Source organism: Bacillus sp. GbtcB14 (assembly GCF_019091205.1).
In the GTDB taxonomy this organism is placed as follows: Bacteria; Bacillota; Bacilli; order Bacillales; family Bacillaceae_G; genus Bacillus_A; species Bacillus_A cereus_AG.
Map to the genome: position 1 here is coordinate 353,272 of NZ_JAGXJT010000004.1, position 12,844 is coordinate 366,115.

Below are 12,844 nucleotides of genomic sequence, written 5' to 3' on the forward strand. Positions count from 1 at the left end.
GTATACCTTTTGTGTACCTTTATTACTTAGCAACGAAATAATCCGTTACATATTGTGCCCAAACTTCGTGGCCTTTAGCAGTTGGGAAACCAAACTCTTCTGTTAAATACGGTAAAATAGCCTTCGTTGATGCATCAGGCCATGCTCCCCAATGATCCACATATGTATAACCATTTTGCGTCGCAAATTGCTTTAACGCCTCAATCGCCTTCGGATAATTCTTCGCACCATACACTGGGTTTGGCGGTTGAATCATAATCGTAGCACCCTTTGCACTAGTAGAAAGTGCTTGAACAAATTTCTGTGTACTCGCAACAGAGTTTCCATTGCCAGTTTTACCATTGTCAGTAATAAATGGTGGTTCGAATAAAATCACATCTGGATTATCTTTCGCAATCTCTTTATCACGCTTATTTGCGATTAACTCTTCTGTACTTTCACCCTTATATTCCTTTACCGTCACATTCCATAAACCTTTACCGTAAGCAGTTTCTAAATTAGCCGTTAACTTAGCTGCCCAAGCATCTTTTTCAGATGAAGAAGCTTCATCACCAACAATAACAAGATTTACTGCCTTTTTCTCCTCAGCAGCTTTCTTCAACTTCTCTTTCACTTCATCTGGTAAATTCTTCGCATATGCTTCATTAAAAGATGACTTCTCATCTTGTTTTTTCTCTGTTTTCTTCGCACCGCTATCTTTCACTTCAGACTTCGTTTTCGTTACTTCACTCGTCTGTCCCGTCGCATTCGCAATCTTCTTATTCCAGTACAATTTACCGCTCACAACCGAAGCGACAAACAATACAAAAATAAATAGGACAAGTACTGCTTTCTTATTCATCGATTCACCTCATCTATTAATCTCACAATATATAATATTAATATAAATCCATGCAAAAATAAACCCAACTCCTACCAATGGAGTTGGGTTATTACATATTACTTAGTCACTTCAAGATGCGCTCTTAACTTATTCGTAATGTCTTGTTTCGCTGCATCTGGAACATAGTAGTACCAAATACCATCAGCTGCTTTGTGTCCGTCACCTGGGATTTGGATTTCTTCACTGTTCTGCATGCAATCTTTATAGTTCTTTTGAATGTCAAACATTTGCTCTTGAGTTAAACTTGTTTTTACATTTTTCTCAATCGCTTTTAATACATCACCGTAGCTTGCTAGAGAAGATACACTTGCACCCTTTTTAATTACCGCTTGGATGACTTGACGTTGACGCATTTGGCGGCCGAAGTCACCGCGAGTATCTTGATACCTCATTCTGGAATATAACAAGGCTTTCTCACCATTTAAATGCAAATCACCTTTTGCATAGTGAACATCGTCAATTGTAAAGTCCATATCATTATTAATATCTACTCCACCAACAGCATCAACAATATCTTTAAATCCTTCCATATTCACTTCAATATAATGATCAACAGGAATATTAAGGAAATTTTCTACTGTTTTTACTGACATATTAATTCCACCGAAAGCATATGCATGATTAATCTTATCTTTCTTACCTTTTCCTACAATTTCAGTGTAAGAATCGCGTGGAATACTAGTAATTTTCATTGATTTTGTTTTAGGATTTAGTGTAAATAACATTAAAGAATCTGATCGTCCTTGATCTTCACCACGTTGATCTACACCCATCATCAAAATTGAAATAGGCTTTTTATCAGACACATCAACTTTTTCTGAACGTTTATCCGATTTATCACGGTCTAAAGGCTTATGAACTGCATCTAATGTGTTCGCTACATTAGAATACACATGATAAGCATACGCTCCGCCACCAATAATGAGTACTCCTATTATACCGAAAATCCAAAATAAAATTTTCTTTTTCATTTTTATACCCTCTTTGCTTATAATTACAAATAAAATATTAAGACCACTTCATTATATTATAGTACTAATAGTAAATGATAAAGTTAAATCATAAAATTAATGTGACTTATTCTACGGATGAGAAACAATTAAATTCACATTTCCTTTTACAACAAAACTTTCAATTCCAGCTGGAAGGATAAAATGATCTCCTTTTTTAATACTAAATTCTCCGCTTACAGTTATTAACTTCGCTTCACCTTCAATTACACTTGCTAGTTGAAATGGATGATCCTGTTGAAAAGATGCCTCCATTCGAATTTCCCATTTATAAACTGAAAAATACTTTTCCTCTACATATTTAGTAACAATAGCGCCATTCTCTTTTTCAATATCAGGAGAGACTTTATAATCCTCATGAGGAATCATCGATACAGCAATCGATTTTTCAACATGTAATTCTCGCTTATTCCCATCACCATCAACACGATCATAATCGTACACACGATATGTCGTATCTGAACTTTGCTGTGTCTCTAATACTAATGTTCCTTCACATAACGCATGAATCGTTCCACTCGGTACATAGAAAAAATCTCCAGGCTTAATTGGTATTCGACGTAGTAATCGATCCCACTCATTATTTTCAATCATACCCTTAAATTCCTCTTTAGTTTGAGCAGTATGTCCGTAAACCATTTCAGCATTTTTTTTACAGTCAATAATATACCAACATTCTGTTTTCCCTAATTCACCGTTTTCATGAATATTTGCAAATTCATCATTCGGATGTACCTGTACAGATAAATCTTTTTTAGCATCTAAAATTTTAGTCAACAATGGGAATTGCTCAGCTTGATAATCTCCAAATAATAATCTATGCTCATCCCATAGTTGCTTCAATGTTAACCCTTTATATCTACCGCTCTTGATGATACTTGGTCCATTTAAATGAGCAGAAATCCCCCAGCATTCCCCAGTTGTTTGTGAAGATAAATCATAATTAAATCCTTTTAGAGATTCTCCACCCCAAATTCGTTCCTGTAACACTGGTTGAAAAAATAATGGTTTTTTATACAAAATAACTCCACCTCTAATAACACATACTACTAATACTCAATTCTTAGAATAGCAAATCCTTTCTATCTCTTCCCACTTCATGCAAACACGAACAATATCTTCCTCAATAAGCTCACTACCTGATTGCACTTCAATAAACTCTAGGTCTGAAACAGCTTTAATCGCATGTTTCTGTCCAGGTTGAATTTCCAACACATCCCCAGGGCGAACAACTCGTATTTCATTATCTAATACAAAAACACCTTCACCTTTTACAATTGTCCAAATTTCACTTCTATTATTATGGTATTGATAGCTTAAATTTTTACTAGCTGTAATACCAATACGCTTTGTTAATACTTCATTCCCATCATCATATTTAGTATGATCTAGTACACGGTACCAACCCCAGCGACGCTCTTCATACATTGGCCTTTGATCCCAATCCCCCACTAATTCTTTCACTCGAGGGCTGGCATCTTTTTCTGAAACTAAAATACCATCTGGACTAACAGCTACAATTATGTTCGAGAGACCTAATACAGAAACTGGGATATCTAACTCATTAATAATATGGTTTTGCTCACATTCAATCCCCATATTCCCCTTACCAAGGATGTTCGTCCCCATTTCTTCGGTAAGAGTATTCCAAGTTCCCAGGTCTTTCCATGAACCATTATAAGGAAGTGCAACAATATTTTCTGTTTTCTCTACTACTTCATAGTCAAAGCTTATCTTTGGTAAACTTGCATATTGTTGAACTAGCACATCGTATTGAACAGGAAGTCCTTGTTGATCTAATAGGGAGATAATTTTATCTAATTTAAATGCAAATACACCGCTGTTCCAAAGTGCATTTTGTTTTAGTAACTCTTCCGCCTCAGCAGTGGCTGGCTTTTCTTTAAAATGACTTACTTGAATAATTTCCTGTGTGCTTTTCTCTACATTTGGAACAATATAACCATATTTTTCAGATGGATATGTAGGGGTAATTCCCATTAAACCTAAATCTGCGTTTGAAGAGTTTAGTGCCTGTTCTAGATCCAATAACCTTTCAAAAAAACTATTTTCTACGTATGGATCTACAGGTAATACACCTATAACTTCATCTAAATCAACATGCTCTTTAGAGTATAAATATGAAGCCGCAAGGGCGATTGCCGGGAATGTATCACGACGTTCTGGTTCGATTATAACAGGAACGTTACTACCCAATTGACTATGAATCATATCTACTTGAGATTTACTTGTTGCAATAACAGCATTTTGTTCCATTTTTAATGCTGCTAATTGTGACCATACCCTTTGAACCATCGATTGCATTTCATTTTCTTCACTTTTAAGTACCTTTAAAAATTGCTTAGAACGTGAGTCATTTGATAAAGGCCATAACCTTTTTCCTGACCCTCCAGAAAGCAAAATTAACTTCATAATACTTCACCCACTTCTTACTTTTTATATATACTTTTATACAAATCAACTATTTCCGTATTCATTTTTTCACTTGTATATTTTTTTTCAAATTCGTTAAATCCATTTAGACCTTTATCAACTAATTCTTCTTTATTTAACGTATTTAATAATTCTTTTAAGGTATCTAAATTATCTAAATCGAACACATATCCATTACTTTCAGTTACTAATTCAGGCAATGCACCACGGTCACTTACAATAATCGCCTTTTTATTTTTCATTGCTTCAATTGCTACCAAACCAAAACCTTCCCAACGTGAAGGTATAATAACAGCATCAAACAAGCTATAATATGAATCAATTTTAGTATTTTCTACCCAACCTATTAACTTTATATTATTAGGAATTACTAGTTTCTGATTCTCCAAAATACTATCCCCTATAATATATAAATCAATATGCTCCATATTATACGTATTAAAAAATTCCAGAAGGATGTCTAAACCTTTTTGTCGATCAAATCTCCCTACAAACAAAAGATTAATCTTCGAATCATCAATTTCATATTCAAACATTCCTTCATTTCTTTTAGGTGATATACCATTATGAATAAGTACCATCTTTTCATTAGGAATTTTTCTTTTTAAAGCTTCCTTATGCTCATTCATTGAAATGTTAATAATTTTATCTGTCTTAAACGCTAATACTCGCTCAATTACAGTATAAATTCCTTTCTTCCAATTCGGCACTTGCATACCAAACGCCCAACCGTGAGAACAATATACAGTTTTATATTTTTTCTTTCGAAATAGTAAAGGAAATCTTACAAATACACCCGCAAATGTACTGTGCACATGGATAATATCTGGTTCAATTTTATTTATAATTTTCCAAATAGAAATCATTGCTTTTAAAAAATGTTTAGGGCTTCTTTTATATTTATATGAAATTATATTATTGTTTTCTATATTAAAATGTCTTTCTGACTTTGTTTCACTCAATACTAAATATATATCAGAAATATTTTCATCATTTCTTTGAAACTCAATAACTTCTTTTATATAAGTTGCAACCCCTCCCTTAACATATTCTCCAATATGCATTACTTTCAATGTAAAATCCTCTCCTCAAAAAATCTTTAAACTTTTCGTGTGTTCTTTTAATTGCTTTGCTGCTTTCTTCCAAGAAAACTTTTGCGCTTGTTCTATTCCTTTTACTGATAACTCTTTTTTTATAGTCTCGCTTCCCATGACTTTTTTTATTTTATCTGTTAATTCAAAATGATTATATGGATTAAAATAAACTACTGCATCTTCACATACTTCTGGCATAGGTCCTACATTTGAAACAATAACTGGACATCCTACTGACATCGCTTCTAAAGGCGGGAGGCCAAACCCCTCATATATTGAAGGAAATACAAAGCACCCAGCATTTTTATACAATCCCTTCAAATCTTCATCAGTTATATATCCTAAATATTTAATTTTATCGTTTTTGATATCTACATCTCCAAATACCTTAGGATCCGTACCACCTGCAATAACAATCTCAAAGTTTTCTTTTGATAATTCACTAGCTGTATCCATAAGAGCCTTAAAATTTTTGTTGGGATTTAAACTACTTACTGCAAATACATATTTCCCTTTTTTTAAATCAAATTTTTCCAGTACGCTCTGGTTCTCTTTGATTTCTTCAAAATGCTCCTTCCCTTCAGATATAAATCCTATTTTTTCTTTATCTACATGGAGATACTTTATTAATTCTCTAGTCGAGAAGTCTGAAATTGTTAATATCCTAGTAGTCCTTTTACTAATAAATGAAAACATTATTTTGTACCAATTACGGAATAAAAATGAGAATCCTTTTGGAGAGTTATAAACTGCTGCATCATGAATCACAACAATTTGATTCTTTTTTAAAATAGGGGCTGTATTACATAAATTAATTAGCGGTTTTCTTTTTACATACTTAACAAGGTCAATTTGCTCCCATAAATGCCCTTCAAAATTCCCTACTTTTCGTATTTCTATATGTTTTAACTCATGCATGGCTTTGTAATTTTTGGGCACAAGTAGCACAAATTTAAAATCATTTTCTTTATTTAATTGTTTAATTATCTCTAATGCAAATCTTTGTACTCCCGTTACACGCTGCATTAAAAATCTACCATTAATATAAATCTCCATCACTTTTCTCCTTCACTATATGTATATCGATTCTACAAGGTAATCTTGAGTATATACACTTTAATTACTACTAAATAAAACTCATTTTAAATTATATTTTCTCCCCACCATAAAAGGGACATATTTATTTACAATGATAATTATTGGAAATGCTATTAATATAGTTCCAACAGTATAAAAAAGTGCCCAATAAAATGAATCTAAGGTACTACTTAGATTTATTTTAAAGCCGAAAACTAAAATTCCTTTAACAAACATAATACATGTTTGATGAACAGCTAAAATAAGTAATGAATTTCTACCAATATATTTAATAAAGTTTATATTCGATAAGAATTTCGAGAATATTATCCAGCAAAAAATCCCCAATAAACTTCCTAAATAAAAATAGGCATAATTTCCATATTCATTAAGATTCATGTCAACTCTTCCATTTAACTTACAAATTAACAATTCTAATATACTTAATAAGAACACTAAAACAATAATTAAGCTAACTTTAAATATACTGTTAATTTCAAGAGGTTTAATATTTTTTTTGACAATATAACCAATCCCAAAAAAGACTGTACTAGTTAAAGCCACATCCATTCCCCACGGAAATCTAAATGGCATATAAATACTATCCAAATAACCTAGAATGGAAAAAACAACTAATGAAATTACTATTTTAAAAGTATGTTTTACATACTTACTAAGTACATAAAACATACTTTCTGTTACGAACAAACATGTTAAAAACCATAAAGGTACATTATGTACCAACCAATTATCTATTCCGTTTGAATAAAAAATCCCAATAAACGGTTTCCATATTTCCACATTGCTATCTTCCCCAAATTTATTTCCTACAACAACCCAAAACAGATATGTACCAAAGGAAAATATTATATAAGGTATCAATAGTGACTTGACTTTTTTCTTCAGAAATACAGCGAAATTACTGTATTTTCCCACCGAAAATAAATATCCAGATAAAAAGAAAAAAAGTGGCATATGGAAAGAGTATATATAATTGGTTATTCTTCCTCCTAAACTACCTGTATGCCCTAAAATCACTAAAAAAATCCCCATTCCTTTAGCTGTATCAATCCACTCAACTCTATTAGTTCCCATAATCTACATCCTTATATATAACAAATCTCCAACTTATAATTTACTCAATTGTTAAAAATTGTATTTATATTCCTTTTCACTAATTTTCCGTCCCAATCTTCTTCCTTGTAAGACCTTAACGTAATATAAGGCTTTTGGAAAACGTCCTAAAATGAGATTTAGCCCTACCCCCAAAAAGCTTCTATATTGAAACTTTAAATATCTCATTCTAGCCCTTTTATTTTTATACTGATAAAAATGTTTAGAACTTAATCTTCCAAATCCTTTTCCATAATTAAATGCCCTATTCCGTTCTAAAGGGTCATAATTTTGAATTTTTTGTGGATGATAGAAAATCAAATCTGATTTATATATTATTTTACTTTGCATATAAATAGCTCTTAATACTAAATCTGCCCCTTCTTCTGCACCAAAAAATGTTCCAACACCTAAAGTTTCATCAAATCCGCCTAATCGTTCAAAGATCCCCTTTTTTATAAACATTGTAAATTCTACAGTAGTTTTATATAAATTCTCTTCTTGAACCTTATCCGACATTTCTTGAAACTTAACTACCGAAACTTCAAGGTTATCTTTATCAATAGATTTCCCAAAAATTACATCTAATTCATTATCTTCTTTATATAGTTTTACTACTTGATCTAATATATTTGGATGAAGTTCACAATCATCATCTGGAAAATTTATTATATCCCCAGTACTAAATTTCACTCCAAAATTCCTCGCTCGGGCCGCACCTTTAAAATCAACTTTCTTATATAAAATCTCAATTTGTTTACTATAAAAATTAATAATTTCTTCTAAACGATTATCTTGATTCTGATCCACAATAATTACTTCAAAATCTTTATACACCAACAAACTTATAGATTTTAGTAAACCTTCTACTTCTTCCAATCTATTTAATGTTGGGACAATTAAACTAAACTTCATTATAATCCCCCATATGAAATATTAATTTACATTTTTCTCTTCTACATTTTTAAAATCTAATTTTGTAATTAGCACACTTTTTATAAAAATATAACCTTCTACTACCAATAAGCTCCATGACATTCCCATTTCTTTGAAATAATATGTTAATGGAGGGGCTATAATTAAAAACACAATAGATATTATGCCATACATTTTCTGCATCTCTTTATACTTACCCATGGATAAAATAAAAGTATTAAACACAATATTATTAATTATAAATACTAAAATCACAGACCAAAATGATACTAAGACAGTAATTTTCTCATTTGATTCGCCCGTTACAAGCCATGTTAAAAAATCTGAGTAACAAAATGTAAATATACCTAATATTAAACTACATAAAATAGAAATAATTTTAATTCTTTTCACTTCGAACTTATATTTATTTTTATTCAGATTATACACCCTACATAAATGCGGATATATCGCTTGTGCAAATGGTTGACTAAGACCTATTACTGCTTGAACTATTTTTTGTGCAATTCCATAATAACCTACTATACTCTTACTAGTAAGTAATCCTAAAATAATAATCGAGCCTTGATTGTATATATTAATAGAAAATGTAGACATAAACACTTTCCAATTTTCCTTAAATTCTATAATAAATACTCTTAAATTAAAGTTAAATTTAAATCTAACTTTAAATTTCCTAATTGCTACTATAAGACCTACTATTCCAGTTATAAGAAATGCTAAAGATTGCAGAAATACAGCCAAAATATAGTCATTTTCACTGTTCACCCATACAAATATACTAATCGTCGTGACAACTTTCGAAAAGATATTTAATACCGTGACAATTTTCATATTTTCAATTCCTTGATAAAACCATAACGGAAATAATGCATTGCCCACTACTGTAGTAAAACCAGCTATAAATACAAACATTTCATTACTATAACCTGGAATAATCCTCACAATTAACAACATACAACAAAAAGCTATTCCTAATAAAACTAATTTAATAGACAAAACCTTCGAAAAGATTTCTGAAATCTTATTTTTATTTTCTCTATTAATAGAAATTTCACGAGTCGCAGTATAATTGAATCCAAAGTCACATAACATTACAAAATACTGAGTAAATGCTGTTACAAATATTATTAATCCCATTTTTTCTTGCCCTAATACTCGCACCAAGTATGGCAAAGTAATTAAAGGTAATAAATAATTTGTTCCCTGTAATACTAAAAGAGAAAATGCATTTAAAAGAACCGTTTTATTTTTCAATAACCATCACCACAATCCACCAAATATAACAAAAAAATTACCTATTAGAATAGATAATTTTTTTGTTTTTTTCATAAAACATAAATCCATATAACTATTTATGTTTTAATTTTATTTTATTGTTAACAACATATATGATTATCCCAAATACTAAAGGATAAAACGCTCTAGTAGTTCCAACGTAAGGAATTCTTAAAATTTCTATAAGATTAATATAAAATATAGGATATAACATAACCCCAAGTAAATTATCGTTTATAAATCTACTATATAAATTCCCGGTTATAACACCTATTAATAGTACATATAACAGACTACCAATATAGCCGGTATCATATAATATCATAAATAAACCTGACGGATTATTGAACTCTAGATCTGCATATGCATTTAAAAAGTCTGCATTAGTCACATTAAACACATTGTCAGGAAATAAATTAGAAATATAGGGGATGTTATAAATAGGTGCAAGTAGATTTTCCATAAATCGTCCGGATAAAACGCCATAATTCTCTATTCTACCTACCCCATTATTTATAGCAGTACTATAATACAACAGAATCCTATCTGTGCAATACTCCCATATACTTTGGTTCACTGTATATTTTCTAAAATGCCACGATCTAAAGTATTCCGTTATAGTGAATAGCACAACAAGAGCAGAGATTCCGAAAACCGGTAAAAGATTAAACAACTTAACTCTATTTAGCTTTTTCACAAAAAATATTAATACGATTGGAATTACTATTTCAATTAAGGCTAAGCGCTCTGACCACACAACTACCCTAAATAGGGTTAAGAGCAATATCAAATAAAAATAAACTGTCATCCTTAATTTCAAGGTATTTTTCTCTTTAAATCTTATCCAACAATATAGACTAATGTACAAAATGCCCATTTGTGTAAATGTTGTTAACCCCGGTAACGTACTAATTGTATCTCTAAAAAAGTAAGTACTATATTGCCCTGTCAATGCACCTACTAAATACATAGGGTTTAGTAAAATTTGATGAAACCATAAAAAATAAGAAAATATGGTCACCATCGCTAATGCATCCAAAGTTATATTACTAACACCTTTTGAACTATACTTTTTAATTTTTGAGATTTTTATTTTCTTTCCCAAAAAACACCCATAACTAAAAATAAGCAACAATATTAATCCGATTAAAAAGTATGAAAAATCGAAATAATTAGTTAGCGAATTCATATTTTTGCCCCGATAAAATAAATATATAAAACTATACATCGGGATAATAAATAGTAGTATTAATATATCTGGCCTTAACCACCAATAGATATGTTTAGTTTTTCTTTCTTCTCTATTTTTCATAGTCCATTCCTTAGATTAGATTTAATAAGCTCCCTTTTTTAAAATAACATCAATAATTGTTTTAAAAATAATTTTCACATCTAATATCAATGAACAATGATAGCAGTAATACAACTCTAAATCAACACGTTCTGGATAGCCAACCTCACTACGACCACTTACCTGCCAATATCCGGTTACACCCGGCTTTACAGATAAAAAATCCCTTACCTTATCACCATATTCATCTAATTCTTCTTTTACAACGGGTCTTGGACCGACTAGACTCATATCACCTTTTAGTACATTAATAAATTGCGGCAATTCATCTAAACTTGTCTGTCTCAAAAATCTTCCGATTCCTGTAATACGCGGATCTTCTTCAGGCTCAAGTTTATAATTATTTTCGATATATTTTTTATATAAAATTTCATTTTTCTTTAATTTTTTTTCAGCATCTACTACCATTGAACGAAATTTATAAATATAAAATTCTTTACCTTCTTTACCAATTCTCACTTGTTTAAAAAATACCGGTCCTCTAGCTTCCCCTTTCATATAAAGAATTGGTATTAAAATAAATAGCGGTGAAAATATAATCAAGCCAACAATGGCCCCTAGAATATCCATGCATCGCTTTAAAAATATATATATTACTCCTGCCTGTTTAATATCCTCTGAATTATCTTGTGCTGCTTCATTTAATAGTCCCTGATTTTTCAACATTCCACCCACCTTATATGCTAAATATGTATATTTTTTTCTTTAACTAACTCACCCATATATTTCATTAATTCCACTTTCAATTCCTCATGCTGAAGCGCCATCTCAATCGTCGTCTTAATAAATCCAAACTTCTCCCCAACATCATAACGAATTCCTTCAAAGTCATAAGCAAACACACGTTGAATCTCGTTTAAACGTTGAATTGCATCTGTCAATTGAATTTCCCCACCAGCACCTGTCTGTTGATTCTCAAGAAACATAAAGATTTCTGGTGTTAATACATACCGACCCATAATCGCTAAATTCGATGGTGCTGTACCTTCTGCTGGCTTTTCAACAAATTTACGGACTTGATAACGACGTTCATTTTGTTCAACTGGATCGATGATACCGTAGCGATGTGTTTCGTTTTCTGGCACTGTTTGCACACCAATAACAGATGATTGTGTTCCTTCATATTGATCCATCAATTGACGTAAACATGGTGTTTCTGCTTGTACAATATCATCACCAAGTAATACTGCAAATGGCTCGTTTCCAATGAACTTCCTTGCACACCATACTGCATGCCCTAAACCTTTTGGCTCTTTTTGTCTTATGTAGTGAATATTTATTTTTGAAGAAGCTTGTACTTTTTCAAGTATTTCATGCTTTCCCTTTTCTAATAGATTTTGCTCTAATTCAAAGGAATGATCAAAATGATCTTCGATTGCACGTTTCCCTTTTCCAGTAACAATAATAATATCTTCAATCCCTGATTCTATCGCTTCTTCTACTATGTATTGGATTGTTGGTTTATCGACGATGGGCAACATTTCTTTAGGCATCGCCTTAGTCGCTGGTAAAAATCTTGTCCCCAGTCCAGCTGCTGGAATGATTGCTTTTCTTATTTTTTTCAAATGTAGTCCTCCTAATTTTTTATTACAATATAAAATTAACAAAAACCCTACCTATAGAGTCATATTTATAACTCCATAGGTAGAGT

General features: G+C 31.2%; 12 protein-coding genes. All 12 read right to left on the minus strand.

Annotated elements, in window-relative coordinates:
- Positions 1 to 22: 22 nt before the first annotated feature.
- The gene (locus KVT31_RS14395) at positions 23 to 841 is read right to left on the minus strand and encodes an SGNH/GDSL hydrolase family protein (protein WP_088098465.1); all 819 of its coding nucleotides are present in this window, start codon (positions 839 to 841) and stop codon (positions 23 to 25) included.
- Positions 842 to 939: 98 nt separating this feature from the next.
- Complete coding sequence (tagU, locus tag KVT31_RS14400; RefSeq protein ID WP_088098466.1) at positions 940 to 1,854, minus strand: polyisoprenyl-teichoic acid--peptidoglycan teichoic acid transferase TagU; 915 nt, start codon at positions 1,852 to 1,854, stop codon at positions 940 to 942.
- 111 nt (positions 1,855 to 1,965) lie between these two features.
- The gene (gene manA / locus KVT31_RS14405) at positions 1,966 to 2,913 is read right to left on the minus strand and encodes a mannose-6-phosphate isomerase, class I (RefSeq protein ID WP_088098467.1); all 948 of its coding nucleotides are present in this window, start codon (positions 2,911 to 2,913) and stop codon (positions 1,966 to 1,968) included.
- A 36-nt stretch (positions 2,914 to 2,949) separates the two neighbouring features.
- Entirely contained in the window at positions 2,950 to 4,323 is a 1,374-nt protein-coding gene (locus KVT31_RS14410; protein ID WP_088098468.1) for a sugar phosphate nucleotidyltransferase, read from the minus strand.
- Between the two features lie 17 nt (positions 4,324 to 4,340).
- On the minus strand, positions 4,341 to 5,408 hold the full coding sequence (locus KVT31_RS14415; RefSeq protein ID WP_088098490.1) for a glycosyltransferase: 1,068 nt from the start codon (positions 5,406 to 5,408) through the stop codon (positions 4,341 to 4,343).
- Between the two features lie 24 nt (positions 5,409 to 5,432).
- Complete coding sequence (locus KVT31_RS14420; RefSeq protein ID WP_088098469.1) at positions 5,433 to 6,494, minus strand: glycosyltransferase family 4 protein; 1,062 nt, start codon at positions 6,492 to 6,494, stop codon at positions 5,433 to 5,435.
- Positions 6,495 to 6,575: 81 nt separating this feature from the next.
- Entirely contained in the window at positions 6,576 to 7,610 is a 1,035-nt protein-coding gene (locus KVT31_RS14425; RefSeq protein WP_088098470.1) for an acyltransferase family protein, read from the minus strand.
- 51 nt (positions 7,611 to 7,661) lie between these two features.
- Positions 7,662 to 8,543: a glycosyltransferase family 2 protein gene (locus KVT31_RS14430; protein WP_088098471.1), complete on the minus strand. Its 882-nt coding sequence runs from the start codon at positions 8,541 to 8,543 to the stop codon at positions 7,662 to 7,664.
- A 21-nt stretch (positions 8,544 to 8,564) separates the two neighbouring features.
- On the minus strand, positions 8,565 to 9,821 hold the full coding sequence (locus KVT31_RS14435) for a flippase (RefSeq protein WP_088098472.1): 1,257 nt from the start codon (positions 9,819 to 9,821) through the stop codon (positions 8,565 to 8,567).
- A gap of 94 nt (positions 9,822 to 9,915) precedes the next feature.
- Positions 9,916 to 11,154 (minus strand): O-antigen polymerase, encoded by a 1,239-nt coding sequence (locus KVT31_RS14440; protein WP_088098473.1) that lies wholly within the window; start codon positions 11,152 to 11,154, stop codon positions 9,916 to 9,918.
- 21 nt (positions 11,155 to 11,175) lie between these two features.
- On the minus strand, positions 11,176 to 11,856 hold the full coding sequence (locus tag KVT31_RS14445) for a sugar transferase (protein WP_088098491.1): 681 nt from the start codon (positions 11,854 to 11,856) through the stop codon (positions 11,176 to 11,178).
- Positions 11,857 to 11,876: 20 nt separating this feature from the next.
- The gene (gene bpsC, locus KVT31_RS14450; RefSeq protein ID WP_088098474.1) at positions 11,877 to 12,758 is read right to left on the minus strand and encodes a UTP--glucose-1-phosphate uridylyltransferase BpsC; all 882 of its coding nucleotides are present in this window, start codon (positions 12,756 to 12,758) and stop codon (positions 11,877 to 11,879) included.
- Positions 12,759 to 12,844: the final 86 nt, after the last annotated feature.

Coding starts and splice junctions, on each gene's coding strand:
- KVT31_RS14395 (WP_088098465.1), bottom strand. CDS start 841: ATGAATAAGAAAGCAGTACTTGTCCTATTTATTTTTGTATTGTTTGTC.
- tagU (WP_088098466.1), bottom strand. CDS start 1,854: ATGAAAAAGAAAATTTTATTTTGGATTTTCGGTATAATAGGAGTACTC.
- KVT31_RS14410 (WP_088098468.1), bottom strand. CDS start 4,323: ATGAAGTTAATTTTGCTTTCTGGAGGGTCAGGAAAAAGGTTATGGCCT.
- KVT31_RS14415 (WP_088098490.1), bottom strand. CDS start 5,408: ATGCATATTGGAGAATATGTTAAGGGAGGGGTTGCAACTTATATAAAA.
- KVT31_RS14420 (WP_088098469.1), bottom strand. CDS start 6,494: ATGGAGATTTATATTAATGGTAGATTTTTAATGCAGCGTGTAACGGGA.
- KVT31_RS14425 (WP_088098470.1), bottom strand. CDS start 7,610: ATGGGAACTAATAGAGTTGAGTGGATTGATACAGCTAAAGGAATGGGG.
- KVT31_RS14430 (WP_088098471.1), bottom strand. CDS start 8,543: ATGAAGTTTAGTTTAATTGTCCCAACATTAAATAGATTGGAAGAAGTA.
- KVT31_RS14440 (WP_088098473.1), bottom strand. CDS start 11,154: ATGAAAAATAGAGAAGAAAGAAAAACTAAACATATCTATTGGTGGTTA.